The organism is Methylobacterium sp. E-025, from assembly GCF_022829705.1.
Lineage (GTDB): Bacteria > Pseudomonadota > Alphaproteobacteria > Rhizobiales > Beijerinckiaceae > Methylobacterium.
On the sequence record NZ_JAKSYR010000120.1, the window covers coordinates 199,347 to 221,159 of the forward strand.

20 protein-coding genes and 1 pseudogene are annotated in these 21,813 nt (G+C 71.3%); 15 read left to right on the plus strand and 6 right to left on the minus strand.

What is annotated here, in order from left to right; genetic code table 11:
* Nucleotides 1-8: 8 nt before the first annotated feature.
* Entirely contained in the window at nt 9-872 is an 864-nt protein-coding gene (locus tag MKK64_RS18700) for a cell envelope integrity EipB family protein (RefSeq protein ID WP_409567973.1), read from the plus strand.
* A 15-nt stretch (nt 873-887) separates the two neighbouring features.
* Here MKK64_RS18700 and MKK64_RS18705 read toward each other — a convergent pair whose 3' ends face one another.
* Complete coding sequence (locus MKK64_RS18705; protein ID WP_147728254.1) at nt 888-1,199, minus strand: DUF3572 domain-containing protein; 312 nt, start codon at nt 1,197-1,199, stop codon at nt 888-890.
* Nucleotides 1,200-1,277: 78 nt separating this feature from the next.
* On the opposite strand from MKK64_RS18705, the gene MKK64_RS18710 reads away from it, so the two are divergent.
* From MKK64_RS18710 to MKK64_RS18730, 5 genes are all read left to right on the plus strand, one after another.
* Nucleotides 1,278-1,649 carry a response regulator gene (locus tag MKK64_RS18710; RefSeq protein WP_147728258.1) on the plus strand — a complete coding sequence of 124 codons (372 nt, stop codon included), beginning with the start codon at nt 1,278-1,280 and terminating at the stop codon, nt 1,647-1,649.
* A gap of 61 nt (nt 1,650-1,710) precedes the next feature.
* Nucleotides 1,711-3,084, plus strand: coding sequence for a PleD family two-component system response regulator (locus MKK64_RS18715; protein WP_147728255.1), 1,374 nt, complete (start codon nt 1,711-1,713; stop codon nt 3,082-3,084).
* A gap of 189 nt (nt 3,085-3,273) precedes the next feature.
* Nucleotides 3,274-4,227, plus strand: coding sequence for an acetyl-CoA carboxylase carboxyltransferase subunit alpha (locus MKK64_RS18720; RefSeq protein WP_243933411.1), 954 nt, complete (start codon nt 3,274-3,276; stop codon nt 4,225-4,227).
* Nucleotides 4,224-4,973: a DUF1796 family putative cysteine peptidase gene (locus tag MKK64_RS18725; protein ID WP_243936365.1), complete on the plus strand. Its 750-nt coding sequence runs from the start codon at nt 4,224-4,226 to the stop codon at nt 4,971-4,973. Before MKK64_RS18720 ends, MKK64_RS18725 begins: the two co-directional genes overlap by 4 nt.
* A 152-nt stretch (nt 4,974-5,125) precedes the next feature.
* Entirely contained in the window at nt 5,126-6,619 is a 1,494-nt protein-coding gene (locus MKK64_RS18730; RefSeq protein WP_409567970.1) for a L,D-transpeptidase family protein, read from the plus strand.
* Nucleotides 6,620-6,698: 79 nt separating this feature from the next.
* Here MKK64_RS18730 and MKK64_RS18735 read toward each other — a convergent pair whose 3' ends face one another.
* Nucleotides 6,699-6,872: a YqaE/Pmp3 family membrane protein gene (locus MKK64_RS18735; protein ID WP_147728777.1), complete on the minus strand. Its 174-nt coding sequence runs from the start codon at nt 6,870-6,872 to the stop codon at nt 6,699-6,701.
* A gap of 191 nt (nt 6,873-7,063) precedes the next feature.
* On the opposite strand from MKK64_RS18735, the gene MKK64_RS18740 reads away from it, so the two are divergent.
* Nucleotides 7,064-8,338, plus strand: a complete 1,275-nt coding sequence (locus MKK64_RS18740) for a multidrug effflux MFS transporter (protein ID WP_243933387.1) — start codon at nt 7,064-7,066, stop codon at nt 8,336-8,338.
* A gap of 78 nt (nt 8,339-8,416) precedes the next feature.
* On the plus strand, nt 8,417-8,929 hold the full coding sequence (locus MKK64_RS18745) for a DoxX family protein (RefSeq protein WP_243936366.1): 513 nt from the start codon (nt 8,417-8,419) through the stop codon (nt 8,927-8,929).
* A 33-nt stretch (nt 8,930-8,962) separates the two neighbouring features.
* Here the strand turns inward: MKK64_RS18745 and MKK64_RS18750 are convergent, their stop codons facing one another.
* Both MKK64_RS18750 and MKK64_RS18755 read right to left on the minus strand, forming a co-directional pair.
* Nucleotides 8,963-9,379 carry an MAPEG family protein gene (locus MKK64_RS18750; RefSeq protein WP_243936367.1) on the minus strand — a complete coding sequence of 139 codons (417 nt, stop codon included), beginning with the start codon at nt 9,377-9,379 and terminating at the stop codon, nt 8,963-8,965.
* Nucleotides 9,380-9,420: 41 nt separating this feature from the next.
* A complete protein-coding gene (locus MKK64_RS18755; RefSeq protein ID WP_243936368.1) occupies nt 9,421-10,842 on the minus strand; it encodes an MFS transporter in 1,422 nt (473 codons plus the stop codon).
* 265 nt (nt 10,843-11,107) lie between these two features.
* On the opposite strand from MKK64_RS18755, the gene MKK64_RS18760 reads away from it, so the two are divergent.
* From MKK64_RS18760 to panE, 3 genes are all read left to right on the plus strand, one after another.
* Nucleotides 11,108-11,989, plus strand: a complete 882-nt coding sequence (locus MKK64_RS18760; protein WP_243936370.1) for a DUF3313 domain-containing protein — start codon at nt 11,108-11,110, stop codon at nt 11,987-11,989.
* A gap of 183 nt (nt 11,990-12,172) precedes the next feature.
* A complete protein-coding gene (guaB, locus tag MKK64_RS18765) occupies nt 12,173-13,666 on the plus strand; it encodes an IMP dehydrogenase (RefSeq protein WP_147728108.1) in 1,494 nt (497 codons plus the stop codon).
* Between the two features lie 55 nt (nt 13,667-13,721).
* The gene (panE, locus tag MKK64_RS18770) at nt 13,722-14,669 is read left to right on the plus strand and encodes a 2-dehydropantoate 2-reductase (RefSeq protein WP_243936372.1); all 948 of its coding nucleotides are present in this window, start codon (nt 13,722-13,724) and stop codon (nt 14,667-14,669) included.
* 36 nt (nt 14,670-14,705) lie between these two features.
* On the opposite strand, the gene MKK64_RS18775 is transcribed toward panE, so the two are convergent.
* A complete protein-coding gene (locus tag MKK64_RS18775) occupies nt 14,706-14,876 on the minus strand; it encodes a hypothetical protein (RefSeq protein WP_243933395.1) in 171 nt (56 codons plus the stop codon).
* Nucleotides 14,877-15,078: 202 nt separating this feature from the next.
* Here MKK64_RS18775 and MKK64_RS18780 point away from each other — a divergent pair, with 202 nt between their 5' ends.
* The 4 genes from MKK64_RS18780 to MKK64_RS18795 all read left to right on the plus strand — a co-directional run bounded on the left by MKK64_RS18780 (nt 15,079) and on the right by MKK64_RS18795 (nt 21,599).
* Nucleotides 15,079-16,380, plus strand: coding sequence for an RsmB/NOP family class I SAM-dependent RNA methyltransferase (locus MKK64_RS18780; protein WP_243936405.1), 1,302 nt, complete (start codon nt 15,079-15,081; stop codon nt 16,378-16,380).
* Nucleotides 16,381-16,444: 64 nt separating this feature from the next.
* Nucleotides 16,445-17,443: an alpha/beta hydrolase gene (locus MKK64_RS18785; RefSeq protein ID WP_147728848.1), complete on the plus strand. Its 999-nt coding sequence runs from the start codon at nt 16,445-16,447 to the stop codon at nt 17,441-17,443.
* A 137-nt stretch (nt 17,444-17,580) separates the two neighbouring features.
* A complete protein-coding gene (guaA, locus tag MKK64_RS18790) occupies nt 17,581-19,137 on the plus strand; it encodes a glutamine-hydrolyzing GMP synthase (protein ID WP_147728849.1) in 1,557 nt (518 codons plus the stop codon).
* 161 nt (nt 19,138-19,298) lie between these two features.
* Entirely contained in the window at nt 19,299-21,599 is a 2,301-nt protein-coding gene (locus tag MKK64_RS18795; protein ID WP_243936375.1) for a spermidine synthase, read from the plus strand.
* 42 nt (nt 21,600-21,641) lie between these two features.
* Here MKK64_RS18795 and MKK64_RS18800 read toward each other — a convergent pair.
* Nucleotides 21,642-21,813, minus strand: a pseudogene (locus MKK64_RS18800) (amidase); the annotation flags it as partial.

Consider the following 21,813-nt stretch of genomic DNA (forward strand, 5'->3'; position numbering starts at 1 on the left):
TCGGCGGCATGGCCCATGCGGCACCGGCCACGCCCGACGCCTCGGCCAAGCCGGCGCCCGAGGCGGCAAAGCCCGAGGATCCGAAGCCCGGAAAGCCCGAGCCGGTGATCCTCGCCAACCACAAGGCGGTCTACGACCTGTCGCTCGCCTCCACCGGCGGGACCCGGGCGGTCGAGAGCGCGCGCGGGCGCATTGTGATCGAGTTCAAGGGCGACGCCTGCCGCGGCTACACCATGCAGACCCGCCAGGTGACGGTGCTCGAATCCGGCGAAAGCGGCAGCCGGACCTCGGACCTGCGCAACACCACCTTCGAGGGCGGCGAGGCCCGCGATTTCCGCTTCCGCACGGTGACGGTGCTGAACGGACAGCCGAGCCCGGCCGTCGACGGCACCGCGGATGCGAGCGGCGACGCGTTCAAGGTCCGGCTCAAGGAGCCGAAGAAGGACCAGTTCACCGCCGCCGGCCCGGTGCTGTTCCCGAGCCTGCACATGCGCCGCCTCGTCCAGGCCGCGCGGGCCGGCGAGACCACGATGTCGGCCAAGGTGTTCGACGGGTCGGACGACGGCCGCAAGGTCTACGACACCCTGGCCGTGATCGGCCGCCGTGCGTCGGCGCCGGCGAACGCCGCCGCGTCGGACCGCGACAAGCCGCTGCACGAGGGTGCGATGGCCGCCGTGCCGCACTGGCCGGTGACGCTAAGCTACTTCACGCAAGGGGAGGGCGAGCGCACGCCGATCTACACCCTCACCTTCGACCTCTACGAGAACGGGGTCAGCGGCGCGCTCAAGCTCGACTACGGCGACTTCGCGATCCTCGGCGACATGACCCGCCTCGAGCTCGACAAGGCGCCGGACAAGCCGTGCGCCCCGTAGCCGGCACGCGGCCCTTTAGAACTCGTCGGATTGTTGCGGCGAGAGCCGTCGCCACGCCGCCGCGATGCGCTCGGGCTTGATGTCGAGCCCCTGCGCGCAGGCGAGCAGCACCGGCTCGTCGCCCATGACGTGGTCGAGCACGCCGACGAGGAAGGCCGGGTCGGACAGCGACGCGCGGACGTCCTCGGGCGACAGCCCGGTCGCGTTGAGGAACGGGAACAGGCGGTCCTCGTCGGCGACCATCCAGCCGAGCACGTCGACGGCAAGGTTGTGGTCGGCGGCGGTGGCTCGCGTCGACCCATCGTCTTGAAGTGATTTGCGATTCATCAACATCTGTCGCTTACAAAGGCGTGAGGTCGGGTAACGTCCCGTAAAGGACGCGCGGCGGCACCGGGATCGAGCGTGATGACGAAAACGGTGTTGATCGTCGAGGACAACGAACTGAACATGAAGCTCTTCAACGACTTGTTGGAGGCCCACGGTTACGCGACCCTCAAGACGGCCAACGGCATCGAGGCGATCGAGCTCGCGCGTGCCCACCATCCCGACCTGATCCTGATGGACATCCAGCTTCCCGAGGTTTCGGGGCTCGAGGTGACCAAGTGGCTCAAGGAGGACGACGACCTCAAGCACATTCCCGTCGTCGCCATCACCGCCTTCGCCATGAAGGGTGACGAGGAACGCATTCTCGAGGGCGGTTGCGAGGCATATTTGTCCAAACCGATCTCCGTCGCGAAGTTTTTGGCAACGGTTCGCACGTATCTTGCCGACAAGTAGGGTCCGGATCGAGCCCTCGACGGCGCCTGCGATCGCCCGCTGAAACCTTGTGCGAGGAACGATGTCGGCCCGCGTCCTGATCGTCGACGACCTCTTCCCGAACGTGAAGCTTCTCGAAACGAAGCTCGCGCTGGAATACTTCGACACCGTCGCGGCCATGAACGGCCCGGACGCGATCGCGATCTGCGAGAAGGGCCTGTGCGACCTCGTCCTCCTCGACGTGATGATGCCCGGCATGGACGGGTTCGAGGTCTGCCGCATCCTCAAGAACAACCCGCTCACCGCGCACCTGCCGGTGGTGATGGTCACGGCCCTCGACCAACCCTCGGACCGCCTGAAGGGCCTCGACGCCGGCGCCGACGATTTCCTGACCAAGCCGATCGACGACACCGCGCTGTTCAGCCGCGTCCGCAGCCTCGTGCGCCTGAAGGCCGTGACCGACGAGCTGCGCAGCCGCGCGCTCGCCTCGCGCGAGTTCGGCATGGGCGACCCGCTGGCGCTCGCCACCGCCGAGACCGGCCTCAACGCCAGCCTGCTGCTGGTCGAGGATCGGCGCGGCTCGGCCGAGCGGATGGCGGCGGCGCTCGGCCAGTTCCACGCGGTCACGCTCGAGACCGATCCGCAGGCGGCGATCCACGTGGCGGCCGAGGGCGGCTTCGACCTCGTCCTGGTCAGCCTCGACCTCGAGGGCTTCGACGGGCTGCGCCTGTGCAGCCAGCTGCGCAACCTGGAGCGGACCCGGCAGGTGCCGCTGATCATGCTCGCCGAGGCGCATGACCGCGCCCGCATCGTGCGCGGCCTCGATTTCGGTGTCCACGACTACCTGCTCCGCCCGATCGACCGCAACGAGCTGGTCGCGCGGGTTCGCACCCAGATCCGCCGCAAGCGATTCTCCGAGGTTCTGCGCAGCGCAGTGCAGGCGTCGATGGAGATGGCCGTCACCGACGGGCTCACCGGACTGCACAACCGGCGCTACCTCGACAACCACCTCGCCGGCCTGTTCTCCGATCCGCGGCTGCGCGAGCGCCCGGTCGCCGGGCTGATCCTCGACATCGATCACTTCAAGGCGATCAACGACACCCACGGCCACGAAGCCGGCGACGAGGTGCTGCGCACCTTCGCCGACCGCGTCCGCCTGCACACCCGCACCATCGACATCGTCGCCCGCTACGGCGGCGAGGAGGTGGTCATCATCCTGCCCGACGCCGGCCTCGCCGAGGCCCACGCCATCGCCGAGCGCATCCGCGAGCGGATCGAGGGCATGCCGTTCTCGATCCATCGGGACACCCGCAGCGTCCCTGTCACCGTGTCGATCGGCGTGGCGACCCGTCAGCCCGAGGATGTCGGCCCCGGCGAGATGCTGAAGCGCGCCGACCTCGCGCTCTACCGCGCCAAGGCGCTGGGGCGGAACCGCGTCGAGGCGCAGGCGGCCTGACCCGTCCGATCGTCGCCGGATCCGGCGCGCACGCTTGGAACGGACGCGCATCCCTGCGGCGAAGGTCCGCCGGTTGACACCCGTCCGCGCTTCGCCAACACCCTGCGCCGTTCGCGGCCGGGGCCTTCGGCACCAGCGCCGCAGCCGCACCGGCCTTCGGATGGGAGTACTGTGACGACGATGGCGGCGATGCGCTCCTACCTCGATTTCGAGAAGCCCGTGGCCGAGCTTGAGGCGAAGCTCGAGGAACTCCGCGCCGTCGGCGCCCGCGACGGCGCCGTCGCGATCAGCGAGGAGGTCGGGCGGCTGGAAGCGAAGGCGGCGCAGGCGTTGGCCGAGATCTACGCCAACCTCACCCCCTGGCAGAAGACCCAGGTCGCCCGGCATCCGCAGCGGCCGCACTTCGTCGACTACTGCACCGGGCTGATCGAGGATTTCACGCCGATGGCCGGCGACCGCGGCTTCGGCGAGGACGCGGCGATCGTCGGCGGCATGGGGCGCTTCCGCGGCCGGCCGGTCTGCGTGCTCGGCCAGGAGAAGGGCGCGACCACCGAGACGCGCCTGCGGCACAATTTCGGGATGGCCCGCCCGGAAGGCTACCGCAAGGCGGTGCGCCTGATGGAGCTCGCCGACCGCTTCGGGCTGCCGGTTCTGGCCTTCGTCGACACCGCCGGCGCCTTCCCCGGCATCGAGGCCGAGGAGCGCGGCCAAGCCGAGGCCATCGCCCGCTCGACGGAGGCCTGCCTCGGCCTCGGCGTGGCGAACGTCGCGCTGGTGATCGGGGAGGGCGGGTCGGGCGGCGCCATCGCGCTCGCCACCGCCAACCGCGTCCTGATGATGGAGCACGCGATCTACGGCGTGATCTCGCCCGAGGGCGCCGCCTCGATCCTGTGGCGCGACCAGGGCCGTGCGCCCGACGCCGCCACCGCCATGAAGATCACCGCGCAGGACCTGATGCGGCTCGGCATCATCGACACCATCGTCCCCGAGGCGACCGGCGGCGCCCACCGCGACCGCGCCGGCGCCATCGCCGCGGCGGGCGACGCCCTGGCCGGCGCGCTGGCCGAGTTCGACGGCGTGGCGCCCGACGAGATCCGCGACCGCCGCGCCCGCAAGTTCCTCGAGATCGGCCGGCGCCTGTGAGCCGGCCGGAACCCGGCGGCCCCTACGGCACCGGCTTCCTGCGCGGGCTCGGACGCAGGCTCGGCGGCCTGCTCGGCAGCGAGCGCGAGCCCGGCCCGGTCAACCACGTCTCCCTGGGCGCCCATTGCCAGATGGCGCACGTGCTGAAGACGCTCGGGTTGCGTACCTGGTCGGGGCCGTTCGACTGGATCTTCACCATGCCGGGGATGGTTCGCGACTGCCTCGCCGACGACTTCGACGCGCTCCTGGATCGATCGCAGCTCGAGACCATCCCCCTGGACGAGCGGCAGGGCGAGGGCATCTGGCGCGGGCGCCACCGGCTGTATCGCGACCGCTACGGGCTCGCATGCGTCTTCAACCACCACGACCCGGCCTCGGACGAGGCCGACTACCGCTTCCTCGCCGAAGGGGTCCGCCGCCTGCGGATCGCCCTGTCGAACCCCGTCGCCGAGAACCGATTCTGGCTGTTGACCCACCTCCACACGCCGCCCGAGGTCGCCTACGGCATCTGTGACGTTTTGGCACAGCAGGGATCGGGGAACCATTTAACCTTTCTGCAGCACGTGCCGGGAAGCCCCGCGAGGGGCGTCGTGGCGGCCGAGCCGACGCGCCCCGACCTACGCTGGCTGACGGTGGAAACCCCTTCCGCATCAGTCGGTTTGCGCCTGGCCGACCCGGTCGACGACGCGTTCCTCGTCGACCTGATCGCGGCGGAGTCGCGGCGCACCCTGCGCCCGTCCCCGTGATCCACATCGGGACCGGTTGCGCCGAGGCCAGCGGGGGGCCGATCCTTGCGGTAACGGAGGCGTAAGCATACCAAAGCTAGAGAGTGGGGGAGTGACGCACGACGGCTGCCGACAAGGCCCGCGCGCGGTGTGTTCGAGGACGAGGTTCCCCCATGGCTGTGCGCCGGTTCGCCGTTGCAAGTCTTCACAGAGCGTCCCGCCTGATCGCGCCCGTGGCCGTCGCGGCCGCCCTGTCCCTCGGCGGCTGCCAGGACGGGATGATCAACGGCGCCTCGACGCGCTCGCTCACGCCGATCCCGCCCCAGACCCTGTCCCTGATGCAGACCAAGGGGATGCAGCAGAGCGACCCGATCCTGATCCGCGCCTACAAGAAGGAAGCGGAGATGGAGGTGTGGAAGCGCGGGACCGACGGTCGCTACGCGCTCCTGAAGATCTACCCGATCTGCCGTTGGTCGGGCCAGCTCGGGCCCAAGCGCAAGCAGGGCGATCGCCAGGCGCCGGAGGGATTCTACACGATCACCCCGGGCCAGATGAACCCGAACTCGTCCTACTACCTTTCCTTCGACACCGGTTTCCCGAACGCCTACGACCGGGCGAACGGCAGCACCGGCAACTACCTGATGGTCCACGGCACCTGCTCGTCGGCCGGGTGCTTCGCGATGACCGACGCGTCGATGTCGGAGATCTACGCGGTCGCGCGCGAGGCCTTCGCCGGCGGCCAGCGCGCGTTCCAGTTCCAGTCGTATCCGTTCCGGATGACGGCGCAAAACATGGCCAAGTACCGGAACGACCCGAACGCCCCGTTCTGGCGCAACCTCAAGGAAGGCGCCGACTATTTCGAAGCCCTGCGCGACGAGCCGAAGGTCGGGGTGTGCGGCACCAAGTACGTATTCGGCGGCGCGGATGCCGCCGCCGGCTCGTGCACGCCGAAGGTCGATCCGCTCGTCGCCGAGAAGCGCACCCACGACAACCAGGAGATCGCCGAGCTCGTCGCCAAGGGCACGCCGGCGACGCGGGTGGTCTACGACGACGGCGGCGGCAACCCGGTGTTCCGCGCCGAGCAGACCACCGCCTTCGCCAACCTCGGCGGCACCGAGACTGAGCTGCCCTACAGCGCCAAGGATTACGGCCGACACAACCTCGGCGACGTCAGCCGGCCGGAGAGCCTGGCTTCCGGCCCGCGCGAGATCGAGGTCGACGCCAAGGGCCGTCCGGTGATGCTCGCCGCCGCGCCCGAGGCGCCGATCCCGACCAAGGCCGCAGCGTCAGCCCTCGCCAAGGGCGGCAAGGCGGATGCGGGCAAGCCCGGCACGGCCAAGCCCGATGCGGCGAAGCCCGCCACGCGGACGCTGATGGCCAAGCAGCCCGACCCCAGCGACGATGGGGTCAAGGAAGCCGCGAAGGCCAAGCCGGCGCGAATCACGGTCGCCGGCGCTGACGACGATCCGGGCACCTACCGGACGCTGCTCGGCAAGGTCTTCGACAAGGACGCGACGCCGACACCTGCGACGCCGACGGCGGACGCGGTCGTTGCCGAGCCGGTGAAGGTCGCCGCGCAGACCGTCAAGGTGGCTCACGCCGCGCCGCGCCCGGTGCGCAAGGTGACGACGACCGCGCTTCGGACGGACAAGCCCGAGAAGCCCTGACCGATCGCGACGCGCTCGGTCGAACGAAGACAGCCGCCGGTCGCGCGACCGGCGGCTGTCTTCGTTTCGGCGATGCCGCTCAGAGCAGAGGGCGGTCGCGGTTCATCAGCCAGAGCGCGTGGATCATGCCGGGCAGGCCGAACATCAGCGTCAGGACGATGTTGAGGAGGAACTGCAGGCCGATGCCGTTGGTCACGAGCACGGCGATCGGCGGCAGGAAGATCGCAAGAAGGATGCGGACGAGCGTCGACACGGGAACTCCGGGTATGCAGCGAGTGTTGGCGATGCAACGAAGCTAGGCCGTTTCCGTTCCAGCAGCCGGCGGGGGATCTCCTCGGCGTCCCGTGCATGCGCCGGCCACATCCCCGCCGCGAACCGCCCCGATGAGGCGGCCCGTGCGGCCCTTCCCGTCGGAGGTGTTCCCGCGCCGCCAAGGGCGTTCCCGTGACAGCACCGATCCGGCCCCATCCGCCCGAAGGCCAGGCGATCCCGCGCGCGCGTCCCTGGACCGGGCCGGGCTTCGTCGAGTTCGTGGCGATCGTCGCGCTGATGATGGCGGTCACCGCGATCTCGATCGACAACCTGCTGCCGGCCTTTCCAGCGATCCAGGCCCGTTTCGGCGTCGTCGACCCGAACCACCTGCAGTGGCTGATCTACGTCTACATGATCGGCTTCGGCTCGGCCCAGATCGTCTACGGCCCGGTCTCGGACGCCCTCGGGCGACGTCCCGTGCTGATCGGCAGCCTGCTGGTCTACGTCGCCGGAACCCTGCTCGCGATGGTCGCGCCGTCGTTCGGATGGCTGCTCGCCGCCCGCGTGATCCAGGGGCTCGGCGCGGCCGGCGGCCGGGTGCTCTCGACCGCGATCGTGCGCGACCGCTTCGCCGGGCGCGAGATGGCGAGCGTGATGTCCTTCACCATGATGGTGTTCCTGATCGTGCCGATGATCGCGCCGGCGATCGGCGGGGCGATGCTCGCGCTCGGCTCCTGGACCTACGTCTTCGTCTCGATGCTCGCGCTCGCGGGGCTGCTCGCGCTCTGGTTCCTAGCGCGCATGCCCGAGACGCTGCATCCGGAATACCGCCGGCCGCTCTCCTTCGCCGCGACGGGGCAGGCCCTGCGGACCACGCTCGGCTGTCGCGTCGCGATCGGCTACGCCACCGCCCTCGGCCTGCTCACCGGCTGCATCATGGGCTATGTCGGCTCGGCCCAGCAGGTGTTCGACACCGGGCTCTACCACCTCGGCGCGCTGTTCCCCCTGGCCTTCGGGCTGGTCGCGGGCGCCATGGGCGCGGCGACCCTGGTCAACGCCCGGGTGGTGGGCCGCCTCGGGATGCGGGCGCTGTCGCATGCGGGGCTGACGGCCTTCGTCGCGGTGGCGCTCGGGCAGGTCGCGATCGGGCTCGCCTATGGCGGGCACCCGCCGCTGGCGCTGTTCCTCGCGGTGCTCGCCGGCAACCAGTTCCTGATCAGCTTCGCGATGCCGAACTTCAACGCGCTCGCCCTGCAGCCGCTCGGCGCGATCGCCGGCACGGCCTCCTCGTTCCTCGGGTTCTACACGACGATCCTCGGCGCGCTCTGCGGCTTCGCGATCGGCCAGTGCTTCGACGGCACGACCCTGCCGATCGCCTTCGGCTATGCCGGGCTCGGCGCGGCCGCGCTCCTCGTGGTGGCGTGGACCGAGCGCGGACGCCTGTTCCGCGGCGGCGTTTCCGGTTGAGCGCGGGGGCGACTTAACCCGGTCTTCAGCGGTGCGGACGACGATGCCGTCCTCGCCTCAGACCACCGGAGACCACGCGTGATCGCCCGAGCCCAGGACGGACTGCTTCTCGCCGCGCGCCTTCTGCTGGCGGCCGCGCTGCTGCCGACCGGCATCGCCCGCGCCCTCAACGTCTCCGGTTTCGCGCTGACGCTGGCCGGCGCCGGCGTGCCGGCCCCGAACGCGGTGGCGACGCTCGCCGTCGTCGTGCAGGTGTTCGGGCCGCTCGCGCTGATCGTCGGCGTGCTGCCGCGGATCACCGGCGTCGCGCTCGCCGGGTTCGCCGGCCTCACGGCGATGCTGCTCCACGCCTTCTGGCAGTTCTCCGGCCCGGCGGCCGCGGCCGAGCGCACGCTGCTGCTCGCCGACCTCGGGCTCGCCGGCGGCTTCCTGATCTACGCGCTCGCCGGACCCGGCGCCTGGAGCTGGCAGGGCTGGCGCGCCGGCGCGACCGGCCGCCCGGCGGCGAAGCCCGCAGCGAAGCCCGCCGCCAAGGGCGCCCCGAAGGCGAGCGCCAACGCAAACCGGCCGCGCCGGGCCAAGGCCGCCTGAGGCGGCCGCGCCGGAGCATGCGCTCCGAGCGGCCTACCGCGACCCCAGGGCGATCAGGCCGAGATGCCCGGCGATCCCGAGGAACGCCACGAAATTGATCCCGAAGACGCGTCCGCGCAGCTTCACGTCGTCGGTCAGGGTCTGCACCGCCGTGTGCACGACCCGGCCGGCGACGAACAGCCAGGCGCAGGCGAGGTCGAACCGCCCGACCTCGCCGAAAGCCGCCAGAAGCGCGACGCAGCCGACCATCAGCACCGGCAGCTCGAACTGGTTGGCGAGGTTGCGGGTGATCCGCGCGATCGGCCGCGGCTCGTCGCGACCGAGGACGAAGGCGTCGTACGCGACCTCGCCGCGGCTCACGGCGCGCAGGCGCGCCACGGACAGCCAGACGTAGAGCGCCACGATCAGCCCGATCTGAACGATCAGCGGTTGCAGGATCGAGACGTTCACGCGCAGCCTCCGCGAGCGGACCGTGGGAGGGGAGCCTGCACCTATGGCCGGCCTGGTGCGGCGGCGGGCGCGGCACGCGCGATCATCCGGCCCGAGACCTCGGCGCCGGCATCCGGCGCGAGCTGGCGGAAGGCGAAGACCGAGACCGCCGAGATCAGCGCGACGGCGAAGAAGGCCGGGCCGAAATCCGCCGCCATGATCGCGCTGCGGCCATGCCATTCGGCGGCGCCTTCGAGCGCCAGGGCGCCGAGCGTCACGCCGAGGCTCAAGGAGATCTGCTGGGCGACGCTGGCGAGGCTCGTGCCCGCGCTCATCTCGGACTTCTCGAGGTCGGCGTAGGCGATGGCGTTCACGCAGGTGAACTGGATCGAGCGCAGGCAGCCGCCGAGAAACAGGATCCCGAGCATCAGCCAATGCGGGGTGTCGGCGGTGTAGAGGCCGTTCACCGCGAGGAAGAGCGCGGCGAGGACGGCGTTCGCCACCATCACCGGACGGAAGCCGTAGCGGCGCAGGATCCGCGGGCCGATCGTCTTCACGAACATCGCGCCGGCCGCCGCGGCGAAGGTGATCAGCCCCGATTGCAGCGGATCGAGCCCGAAGCCGACCTGGAGCATCAGCGGCAGCAGGAACGGGATCGCGCCGGTGCCGATGCGGAACAGGCTGCCGCCGACCACCGCGATGCGGAAGGTCGGATGACGCATGAGGTCGAGGCGCAGGATCGGCTGCGCCATCCGCCGCGAGTGCCGGAGGTAGAGCGCGAGCAGCACCGCGCCGCCGCCGAGGCTCGCCCAGGACATCCAGGCCGGCAGCAGGTGGCGGCCGGTCGAGGCCAGCCCCAGCATCAGCGCGGCGAGCCCCGGCCCGAGCATGGCGAAGCCGACGAGATCGAGCGGCGGGCGCTCGGGCTCGCGCACGTCCTCGAAGAACAGGGTCGCGAGCACGATCCCGACGATGCCGATCGGAATGTTGATGAAGAAGATCCAGCGCCAGTCGAGATAGGTGGTGATCAGGCCGCCGAGCGGCGGCCCCATGATCGGGCCGATCAGCGCCGGGATCGTCAGGTAGGCCAGCGCCGAGACGAGCTCGGCCTTCGGCACGCTGCGCAGGATCACCAGGCGGCCGACGGGCACCATCATCGCGCCCCCCAAGCCCTGCAGGAACCGGGCGCCGACGAAGCCGGCGAGCCCGCTCGAGACGGCGCAGGCGACGGAGCCCGCCATGAACACCGCGATCGCCGCGCGGAACACCGTGCGCGATCCGTAGCGGTCGGCCATCCAGCCGCTGATGGGGATGAAGATCGCCAGGCTGACGAGGTAGGCGGTCAGTGCGAGCTTCAGGGCGATCGGATCCTCGCCGAGGCTCTGAGCGATGGTCGGCAGCGCCGTGGCGATCACCGTCGAGTCGGTGTTCTCCATGAACAGGGCGGTGGCGACGACGAGGGGGACGATCTGGGATGCGCGCATCGGGCCGGGCAAGCGTTCGGGGCACCCGGCATCGTGGCGAAGGCCGGGCGTGCGACGCAGCGCTTGACACGGGATGTGCGCCCGGTCGATCCGTGGCGGATCGGCCACGCTTTGTTTCCGAACATGGCTGAACCGCGCCGCTACCCTTCCGAGCAGGCCGGATCGGCATTAAGCTTTACGGTAACGATGTCGTGTCCCCGCACGGCGCCCCGCTCCTCGGCGGCGGCGCCCGGGACGACGCGGCGACACCCGCGAAAGTGACAGGATGCTTCGTCCGTCGACACTGCCCCAATCGCTGCCGCGGCTCGTCGCCGCGTCCGCGGTGATGTTCGTCCTCGGCGCCTGCGGCACCGTGCTCCTCAACGATGTCGGCTCGCTCAGCCGCTACGACCGGCTCCGGGCCAGCACCGAGGCCTCGACCACGGCGCGCCTCTACGCCGACGCCGACGCGCTCGCCCGGACCAGGACCGTCCGGATCATCCCGACGCAGTTCCCGGCCAACGTCTCCGGTGCGGTCGGCATCAGCGAGGCGGAGCGCCGGCTGGTCGCCAACAACGCCGACCGCGCGCTCTGCTACGAGCTGTCGCTGCGCTACGACGTGGTGTCGAGCCGCAACGCCGACCTGACCGTGCGCGCCCAGGTGACCCGCGTCGACCCGACCGACCTGATCGGCGCCGGCGCCACCATCGGCACCTCCGCCGCCGTCACCGTCGCCGGCCAGGTCGGCATCGGCTTCGCCGAGGGCCTCGGGCGCATCCCGATCCCGCGGGTGCCGATCGGGCTCGGAAGCCTCACCGTCGAGGCCGAGGCGCTCGACCGCCGCCACGAGCAGCGGGCGGCGATGGTCTGGGGCGGAGCGGCCAACTCGTTCACGAGCCAGCCGCGCTACTCGCACATCAGCGACGCCTACGATCTCGCCGGCGATTTCGGCCAGGATTTCGGGTTCTACCTCGCCACCGGCGAGGACCCGTTCAAGGCGCCGCTGACCCTGCCGAACTGGAACCGCATCCGGGTGACCACGCTCGGCGAGGCGCCCCTCGACCCCGATTGCGAGGCGTTCGGCCGGGCGCCCGGCCTCGATGGGATCCTCACCGACTACATCGGCCTGCCGCCGGACTATTCCGACAAGGGGCCGCGCGTCCGCTGAGGCGGGGAGGGCGGTCGCGGGCGCCATGCGGCGAACGCAACCGGCCCACGCGGGGTTTATCCCGTGCCGCGCCGGGTTGCCGCCTTTGCGGGCACCCCACCGCATGATACTGGCCCGTGCCAACCCGCTCCATGCCGAACCCGACCTCGCGTCGGCCCGGCAGCCCTTCAGGACCGTTGGCTCATGGCCCGTATCAGCTCCGCTTCGATCATCGAGGGCCTGACCTTCGACGACGTCCTCCTGCGTCCGGCCGCCTCGTCGGTGATGCCGACCGAGGTCAACGTGGCGACGCAGCTGACGCGCACCATCAGCCTGAACCTGCCGATCGTCGCCTCGGCGATGGACACCGTCACCGAGGCGCCGATGGCGATCGCCATGGCCCAGAACGGCGGCCTCGGCGTCATCCACCGCAACCTCGAGCCGGCGGAGCAGGCCGAGCAGGTCCGCCTCGTCAAGAAGTACGAGTCGGGCATGGTGCTCAACCCGATCACCATCCATCCCGACGAGACACTGGCCGACGCCTTCGAGGTGATGAAGGCCAACCGCATCTCCGGCATCCCGGTGGTCGAGCGCGGCCCGAACGGCTCGCGCGGCAAGCTCGTCGGCATCCTCACCAACCGCGACGTGCGCTTCGCGACGCATCCGGCCCAGCCCGTCTCCGAGCTGATGACCCGCGACCGGCTGATCACGGTGCGCGAGGGCGTGACGCAGGACGAGGCCAAGCACCTCCTGCACCAGTTCCGGATCGAGAAGCTGCTCGTGGTCGACGACCACTTCCGCTGCATCGGCCTGATCACGGTCAAGGACATCGAGAAGCAGGTCACCTACCCGAAGGCGGTCAAGGACGAGCAGGGCCGGCTGCGGGTCGCGGCGGCCACCACCACCGGCGACCAGGGCTTCGAGCGGGCCGAGCGCCTGATCGATGCCGGCTGCGACGTGATCGTGGTCGACACCGCGCACGGCCACTCGATCAAGGTGCTCGACAGCGTGCGCCGGGTGAAGCAGCTCTCCAACGCCGTGCAGGTCATCGCCGGCAACGTCGCGACCCGCGAGGGCACGCAGGCGCTGATCGACGCGGGCGCGGACGCGGTGAAGGTCGGCATCGGGCCGGGCTCGATCTGCACCACCCGCATCGTCGCCGGCGTCGGCGTTCCGCAGCTCACCGCGATCATGGAGGCGGTCGAGGCCGCCCACGACGCCGGCATCCCGGTGATCGCCGACGGCGGCATCAAGTATTCCGGCGACCTCGCCAAGGCGATCGCCGCCGGCGCCTCGGTGGCGATGCTCGGCTCGCTGCTCGCCGGCACGGACGAGGCCCCCGGCGAGGTGTTCCTGTACCAGGGCCGCTCCTACAAGAGCTACCGCGGCATGGGCTCGGTCGGCGCGATGGCCCGCGGCTCGGCCGACCGCTACTTCCAGGCCGAGGTCAACGACACCCACAAGCTCGTGCCCGAGGGCATCGAGGGGCAGGTGCCGTACAAGGGCCCCGTGGCGGCCGTCCTGCACCAGCTCGCCGGCGGCCTGCGCGCCGCCATGGGCTATGTCGGCGCCCCGAGCGTGCCGGAGTTCCAGGAGCGCGCGCAGTTCATCCGCATCACCAATGCCGGCCTGCGCGAGAGCCACGTCCACGACGTGACGATCACCCGCGAGAGCCCGAACTACCCCTCGCGCACCTGAGGCGGGGCGGCGTCACGGGCGGGTCCGGCGGGAAACGGTGTTTCGGAGAGCGACGATGCGGGTGCTGGTGGTCGGGGCCGGGGCGACCGGCGGCTATTACGGGGCGCGGCTCGCGGAGGCCGGGCGCGACGTGACCTTCCTCGTCCGCCCGGCGCGGGCGGACAAGCTCGCGGTGAACGGGCTCGTCGTGGAAAGCAAGCTCGGCGACCTGCATCTCGCCGAGCCCAAGACCGTCACGGCGGCCGCGCTGCCCGCGGCCGGCGGCTTCGACCTCGTCCTGCTCTCGTGCAAGGCCTACGACCTCGCCGGCGCCCTCGACGACCTCGCGCCGGCGGTGGGGGACGGCACCGCCATCCTGCCGATCCTCAACGGGATGGCGCATCTCGACGCGCTGGACGCGCGCTTCGGCGCGGCCCGCGTGCTCGGCGGCTCCTGCGCCATCGCGGCGACGCTGGGGCCTGAGGGCGCAATCCGCCACATGAGCGACTTCTGCACGCTGACCTTCGGCGAGCGCGACGGCTTCCGATCCGAGCGCTGCGATGCGATCGAGACGCTGATGCGGGACGTGAAGTTCCAGCCGCGCCTGTCCGACAGGATAGTGCTGGAGATGTGGGAGAAGTGGGTGTTCCTCGCCACGCTGGCCGGCGCGACCACCCTGATGCGCGGCACCGTCGGCGACATCGTCGGGGCCGAGGGCGGCCGCGACTTCATCGCCGGCCTGCACGACGAATGCCTCGCCATCGCCGCGTCGAACGGATTCGCGCCGCGCGAGAAGGTGGCGGCCCAGGCCCGGACCACGCTGACCACGGAAGGCTCGCCGCTCACCGCCTCGATGCTGCGCGACATCGAGGGCAGGGGCCGGATCGAGGCCGACCATGTCGTCGGCGACCTGATCGCCCGCGGGCGCTCGGCCACGCCGGACACCGCGCTGCCGCATCTCGAGCGGGTCTTCACCGGCCTCAAGACCTATGAGGGCCGCCGCGCCCGCGAACAGGCGGCCTGAGATCTCGGCCCGCGCGGGCCGAGGTCCGGAGATCCTTCAGTAGCGCGGGCCGGGAGGCGGGGGCGGGTTGCCGTATTCGAGCTGCGTCTTGGCATCGAGCGGGCGCCTCGGCGGCGGCGTCAGGTCGGGAGCGGCCGGTGCGGTGGAGCAGGCGGCGACCGCCAGCATCAGGATGCCGGCGAGGCTGAGGTGGATCACGGGCGACATGGGTTCTTCCGGCCTTCGCGACGGCGGGTTCCGTCGGAGCCTGCAGGTCTGACGCTCGATCGTGCCGGAAGCTCGGCCGTATCGTGTCCGCGGAGCGGGTTAAGCGTGGCCGTATCGTGGCCGCGCGGATTTCCTTCGACAGGCGGGGCGCTGCGGGTCTATCGCGCTCGCGACACGCCTTCATCCGCCAAAGGAGACCGTCCTGACTCCAGCCGCCCGCTGCGCCGCCGCCATCGAGGTGCTCGCCGACATCGCCGGTCGTCGCCGACCGGCCGCCGACGCCCTCAAGGATTGGGGCCTGAGCCACCGCTTCGCCGGATCGGGCGACCGCGGCGGCATCGCCAGCCTCGTCTACGACGCCCTGCGGCGGCGGTCCTCGGCCGCCTGGATCATGGGCGACGACGGCCCGCGCGCGGTGCTGCTCGGGTCGCTGCGGCTGCAGCAGGGTCTCGCCGCCCCCTCGATCGCGGCGTTGTTCAGCGGCGAGGGTTTCGCGCCGGAGAAGCTCAACGACGACGAGGCACGGCGCCTGGCCGAGGGAAACCTCGCCGACGCGCCGCCACACGTCGCGGGCGACGTCCCCGAATGGGTGCTGCCGCAGCTGGAGGCGATCCTCGGCGCCGATCTCCTGCCGGAGCTGAAGGCGCTCGCCCGGCGTGCGCCCCTCGACATCCGCGTCAACGCCCTCAAGGGCGACCGGGCGGCGGCGATGCCGGGCCTCGCCCACCATGCGGCCGCGCCGACGCCGCACGCGCCGATGGGCCTGCGCGTCCCGATCGGCGCGGACGGGCGCGGGCCGGCGCTGCATGTCGAGCCGGAATTCCTCGACGGCTGGTACGAGATCCAGGACGAGGGCTCGCAGCTCGCCGCCATGCTGACGGGCGCTGGCGAGGCTGAGACGATCGTCGACCTTTGCGCCGGCGGCGGCGGCAAGACCCTGGCGCTGGCGGCACTGGCCGGGAACGGCGGTCGCCTGATCGCCACCGACGACGACCCGCGCCGCCTCGCGCCGATCCACGAGCGCCTGAGGCGCTCCGGCGCGAACGCGGAGGTGCGCACGCCCCGCGGCGGCCGGGTGCGCACGGACGTGCTCGCCGACCTCGACGGACAGGCCGACCGCGTGCTGGTGGACGCGCCCTGCACCGGCACCGGCACCTGGCGCCGCAACCCCGACGCGAAGTGGCGCCTGCGCCCGAACAGCCTCGCCGCGCGGGTCGCCGAGCAGGCGACGGTGCTCGACCGCGCCGGCCGGCTGGTGCGCCCCGGCGGCCGCATCACCTACGTCACCTGCTCGCTCCTGCCGGCGGAGAACGACGACGCGGTGGCCGGCTTCCTCGCGCGCGGCGCCGGGGCCTTCGCGGTCGTGCCGGCACGCGACGTCGCCGAGGCCCATGCCCCGGGCTTGGCGGAGACGCTGCGCTTCACCGCGCATGGGCTGCAGATGAGCCCGGCGCGAACCGGCACGGACGGGTTCTACGTCGCGACCCTGGCGCGAGCCGGCTGAGGATCGCAACCGCTCCGTCCAGCCGGCGTTGTCCGAGCGATTCCGAAGACACCGCAGGAGACCGATGGGCCTGGACCGGAGAACACTCCTGGCTGCGACCGCGGCCGCGATGGCGGGGCAGGGCGCCGCGCATGCCCAAGCCCCGCCCAACCCGCCGGGCGAGCTGGTCCCGGCCCTGCCGCGGACGGCACCCGGCGCGCAGCTCCAGGTCATCGATCTCTGGCCGGGCGATCCGCCGGGCGGCGGCGAGGGTCCCGATCCGAACGGCTACCGCTTCGACGAGACGGCGCGCGGCGTCATCACCAAGGTCGAGCGCCCCTGCCTGCTGGTGATCCGGCCGGACAAGCCGAACGGATCGGCGATGATCGTCGCGGCCGGCGGCGGCTACCGCTTCATCGACATCGGCAACGAGGGCGTGCCCGTCGGCCAGATGCTGACGGCGGCCGGCATCACCGTGTTCCTGCTGATCTACCGGCTACCCGGCGAGGGCTGGGACAACGGCCCCGATGCGCCGCGGCAGGACGCGCAGCGCTCGGTGCGGCTGGTGCGGGCGCAATCGACCGAGCTCGGCATCGATCCCGCTCGCGTCGGGGTGCTGGGCTTCTCGGCCGGCGGGCACCTGATGGGCGAGACCGCGGTCGGCAACCAGAACCTCTACCCGCCGGTCGACGCGCACGACGCCCTGCCGTACCGCCCGGCGCTCGCCGGGCTGCTCTATCCCGTCATCACCATGAAGGCGCCTTTCGACGGCACCTCCACCCGCCGCGTGCTCGTCGGCGACGAGGTCACCGAGGTCGAGATGCGGACCTACTCGGTCGACGTGCAGGTCCGCGCCGACACGCCGCCGATGTTCATGGCGCAGGCGATGGACGATCCGATCGCGGTCTGCGACCACGTGCTCCTGATGTTCACCGCCCTGCGCAAGGCGAAGATCCCGGCCGAGATGCACCTGTTCGAGCGCGGCGGCCACGGTTTCGGGCTCGGGCCGCCCGGCACGCCGGTGGCGGCGTGGCCGAACCTGTTCCTCGCCTGGCTTCGCGTGCGCGGGTTCCTGGCGACGTGATGGACACCGCGACGCCCGCGCCTCCGCCCGGGCGCCTAGGGGGAATCTCGTGCCCATGCGCGTCGTGAACAGGCGCGCGCGGCCCGCATGCGACGGCTGCGTTGCACGGCGCAATCGCCTCGTCTAACGCGAGAAGCATGAACACCGACCACGACAAGATCCTGATCGTCGATTTCGGCTCGCAGGTGACCCAGCTCATCGCCCGGCGCGTCCGGGAGGAGGGGGTCTATTGCGAGATCGTGCCGTTCACCAAGGCGGCGGAGGCCTTCGCCGAGACGCGGCCGAAGGGCGTGATCCTGTCGGGCGGCCCCGAATCGGTCACGAGCGACGCCTCGCCGCGAACCCCGCAGGTGGTGTTCGATTCGGGCGTCCCGGTCTTCGGCATCTGCTACGGCCAGCAGACGATGGCGGCCCAGCTCGGCGGTGAGGTCGAGGGCGGCCACCATGCCGAGTTCGGCCGCGCCGAGATCGAGATCATCTCGGAATGCCCCCTGTTCAAGGGGGTCTGGCACGTCGGCGAGCATTACCCCGTCTGGATGAGCCACGGCGACCGGGTCACCAAGCTGCCCGACGGCTTCACCACCGTGGCGATCTCGAAGAACGCCCCCTTCGCGGCGGTGGCCGACGAAGCCCGCAACTACTACGCGGTGCAGTTCCACCCGGAGGTGGCGCACACGCCGCACGGTGCCCTGCTGATCCGCAACTTCGTGCGCGACATCGCCGGCTGCTCGGGCGACTGGACCATGGGCGCCTACCGCGCCGAGGCGATCGCCAAGATCCGCGAGCAGGTCGGATCCGAGAAGGTGATCTGCGGCCTCTCGGGCGGCGTCGATTCGTCGGTGGCGGCCGTGCTGCTGCACGAGGCGATCGGCGATCAGCTCACCTGCGTCTTCGTCGACCACGGGCTGCTGCGCATGGGCGAGGCCGAGGAGGTCGTGCGGCTGTTCCGCGACCATTACAACATCCCGCTCGTCCACGTGCAGGCGCAGGACCTGTTCCTCGACGCCCTCACCGGCGTCAGCGACCCCGAGGAGAAGCGCAAGACCATCGGCCGCCTGTTCATCGACGTGTTCGACGCGGAATCGAAGAAAATCGGCGGCGCGGCGTTCCTGGCCCAGGGCACGCTCTACCCGGACGTGATCGAGAGCGTGTCGTTCTCCGGCGGCCCCTCGGTGACGATCAAGAGCCACCACAACGTCGGCGGCCTGCCGGCGCGCATGAACATGAAGCTCGTTGAGCCGCTGCGCGAGCTGTTCAAGGACGAGGTCCGCGTGCTCGGGCGCGAGCTCGGCCTGCCCGACGCCTTCGTCGGCCGCCATCCGTTCCCGGGGCCCGGGCTCGCGATCCGCTGCCCCGGCACGATCACGCCGGAGAAGCTGGAGGCCCTGCGCAAGGCCGATGCGATCTACCTTGACGAGATCCGCCGGGCCGGCCTCTACGACACGATCTGGCAGGCCTTCGCGGTGATCCTGCCGGTCAAGACCGTCGGCGTAATGGGCGACGGGCGCACCTACGACCACGTCTGCGCGCTGCGCGCCGTCACCTCGGTCGACGGCATGACGGCCGACTTCTACCCGTTCGACATGGCCTTCCTCGGCCGGGTCGCGACCCGGATCATCAACGAGGTCAAGGGTATCAACCGCGTCACCTACGACATCACCTCGAAGCCGCCCGGCACGATCGAGTGGGAATGACCCGGGTTTTTGCTGCTCGCATCGCTGCACGGCCGATCAGGGCTACGGACCCGCACATTATTTCTCTTGAGTCATGAAGATGGTGACCGGTCGATGAGGGACGGTTAATGCCGCTCGGCTAACCTTCGCGCCTCGCCGCCTCGGGTGGGGGATTGCGAACCATGACCGCCAGCAAAGCCGAACCGATCGGCGTCGACCCGTCCGGCCGGACGGCAGCGATCGGCCGCGACCTCGTCCAGACCCTCGTGTTCGCAGGTACGCTGCTCCTGGCGGCGTTCCTGCTCTTCGTCCTGCAGCCGATCTTCACCAAGCGCGTCCTTCCCGTCCTCGGCGGCACGCCCGCGGTGTGGTCGGTCGCGACGGTGGTGTTCCAGGGGCTGCTGCTCGCGGGCTACGCCTACGCGCATGCGACGACGCGCTGGCTTTCGCTGCGTGGCTCGGTCGCGGTGCACGGTCTCGTGCTGCTCGGCGGGGCGGCGTTCCTGCCGATCACGGTCGCGCTGGACGCCGCGGCGCAAGGCGGCGACGAGGCCGTCTGGCTCGTCGGCCTGTTCCTGGCCTCGATCGGCGCGCCGTTCTTCGCCCTGTCGGCGAGCGCTCCGCTGCTGCAGGCGTGGTTCGCCCGGTCCGGCAACGATCGGGCACAGGATCCGTACTTCCTCTACCGCGCCTCCAATCTCGGCTCGTTCTCCGCCCTGCTCGCCTATCCGCTGGCGATCGAGCCGATCCTTGGGCTCGCCGAGCAGACCAGGCTGTGGTCCGCCGGCTATGCCCTGGCCGCGGCCGCGGTCGCGGCCTGCGCGCTCACGGTCGTCGGCCGAGGCGGCGCGCACGGGATCGTCGCGCCGGCGCGGACGACCGGCACGGCGCACGCGGCTCCGAGCCTGGCGCGGCGCGGCGCCTGGATCGGCCTGTCGGCCGTCCCCTCCGGCCTGCTCGTCGCCGTGACGGCGCACATCACCACGGATGTGGCCGCCATCCCGCTGATGTGGGTGCTGCCGCTGGCGCTCTACCTCCTGACCTTCGTGATCGCCTTCCGCCCGCTCGCGTCCTGGCCGGACCGTCCCCTGGCCGCCGCGCAGGCTTGGGGGACCGCGATCGTCCTCGGCGCGGCCGTGGTCGGCCGGCTGCCCTTCGCCGTCGACCTGCCGCTCAGCCTCGGCCTCTGCTTCGTCGCCGGCCTCGTCGCCCACCGCGCCGTCTTCTGCCTGCGCCCCGAGCCGGGCCGGCTGACCGAGTTCTATCTCTGCACCTCGCTCGGCGGGATGCTCGGCGGCCTGTTCGCGGCCCTGATCGCGCCGCGGCTGTTTGCGACGATCGCCGAATATCCGATCCTGCTGGTGGCGGCGCTCGCCTGCCGTCCCGGCGTCTTCGTCCGCGCCCGCCCCGTCGGCATCGTGGCGATGCGTCGCCTTGTCGGGACGCTTGCCGGGCTGGTCGGGCTCGCCATCCTCGTCCGCTACGCTCCCGACGCGGCGCCGCGCGCCGCAGCGGGCGTGATGATGACGGTCCTGCTGCTGAACTGGCGCGCGCCGCAGGCGGCCTTCGGCTTTGCCGCCCTGTTCTGCGGGCTGGTGCTGGCGATGCCGCATCTGACGATCCAGGACATCGAGAGCCGCCGCAGCTTCTTCGGGGTCCACCGCATCGAGACCGATCCGCAGGGACGCTTCCGCCTGCTCTCGCACGGCACGACCCTGCACGGCGCCATGCGCATCCGCGAGGACGACGGCAGCCCGGTTGTCGGGCCGCCGGAGCCGACGACCTACTACGCCACCGGCAACGCCATCGCCGACGTCCTCGAGGTCGCCCGCCGCGCCTACGGGCCGGTGCCGCGGGTCTCGGTGGTCGGGCTCGGGGCCGGCAGCCTCGCCTGCCAGGCGCGGGCCGGGGAAGCCTGGACATTCTACGAGATCGATCCGGTGGTCGTCGCGATCGCGCGCGATCCGAGCCTGTTCCGCTTCCTCTCCGCCTGCGCGCCGTCGGCCCGCATCGTCCAGGGCGACGCGCGCCTGACCCTGGCCCGCGCGACCGAGCCGGCCCGCGTGCTGATCGTCGACGCGTTCTCCTCGGACGCGATCCCGATGCACCTGCTCACCGGCGAGGCCCTGGCACTCTACCGCGACCGCCTCGACGCGCAGGGGGTGCTGGCGCTCCACATCTCCAACCAGCATTTCGACCTGCGGCCGGCGCTCGCCCGTGCCGCGGCGGAACAGGGCCTCGCGCTTCTCCAGCGCATCGACCCGATCGTCGAGCCGATCGAACGGCGTTTCCGCGCTCCGGCGATGGTGGTGATCGCGACGCGCGATGCGGCGATCCGGCGGGAGGCCGAGCGGCTCGGCTGGACGCCCGTCGTCCCCGACATGACGCGGCGGCCCTGGACGGACGACTACGCCAACGTGCTGGAGGCCTTCCTCGACATGATGCGCCCGCGCGGCGACGCCACGCCCGCGCCCGGGCGCTGACCGGGTTTATCGATCGGCGCCGGCGCGCGCACCGGGCAACGCTCACAGGGCGGTCTTGGGCATGAGCATGTGGACGCCCTTGTTGCCGTCGACCGTCTGGGTGATGCGCAGGTTTCCGGCGAGCGAGCACAGCATGTAGGCCTGGTTGCGGGTCAGCCCGGTGCGGGCGCAGACGTGGCGCACCATCTCGCGCACCGCCTGCCGCATCGCCTCG

Coding starts and splice junctions, on each gene's coding strand:
- MKK64_RS18700 (WP_409567973.1), top strand. CDS start 9: ATGGCCCATGCGGCACCGGCCACGCCCGACGCCTCGGCCAAGCCGGCG.
- MKK64_RS18705 (WP_147728254.1), bottom strand. CDS start 1,199: ATGAATCGCAAATCACTTCAAGACGATGGGTCGACGCGAGCCACCGCC.
- MKK64_RS18710 (WP_147728258.1), top strand. CDS start 1,278: ATGACGAAAACGGTGTTGATCGTCGAGGACAACGAACTGAACATGAAG.
- MKK64_RS18715 (WP_147728255.1), top strand. CDS start 1,711: ATGTCGGCCCGCGTCCTGATCGTCGACGACCTCTTCCCGAACGTGAAG.
- MKK64_RS18720 (WP_243933411.1), top strand. CDS start 3,274: ATGCGCTCCTACCTCGATTTCGAGAAGCCCGTGGCCGAGCTTGAGGCG.
- MKK64_RS18730 (WP_409567970.1), top strand. CDS start 5,126: ATGGCTGTGCGCCGGTTCGCCGTTGCAAGTCTTCACAGAGCGTCCCGC.
- MKK64_RS18755 (WP_243936368.1), bottom strand. CDS start 10,842: ATGCGCGCATCCCAGATCGTCCCCCTCGTCGTCGCCACCGCCCTGTTC.
- MKK64_RS18760 (WP_243936370.1), top strand. CDS start 11,108: ATGCTTCGTCCGTCGACACTGCCCCAATCGCTGCCGCGGCTCGTCGCC.
- guaB (WP_147728108.1), top strand. CDS start 12,173: ATGGCCCGTATCAGCTCCGCTTCGATCATCGAGGGCCTGACCTTCGAC.
- panE (WP_243936372.1), top strand. CDS start 13,722: ATGCGGGTGCTGGTGGTCGGGGCCGGGGCGACCGGCGGCTATTACGGG.
- MKK64_RS18775 (WP_243933395.1), bottom strand. CDS start 14,876: ATGTCGCCCGTGATCCACCTCAGCCTCGCCGGCATCCTGATGCTGGCG.
- MKK64_RS18785 (WP_147728848.1), top strand. CDS start 16,445: ATGGGCCTGGACCGGAGAACACTCCTGGCTGCGACCGCGGCCGCGATG.
- guaA (WP_147728849.1), top strand. CDS start 17,581: ATGAACACCGACCACGACAAGATCCTGATCGTCGATTTCGGCTCGCAG.
- MKK64_RS18795 (WP_243936375.1), top strand. CDS start 19,299: ATGACCGCCAGCAAAGCCGAACCGATCGGCGTCGACCCGTCCGGCCGG.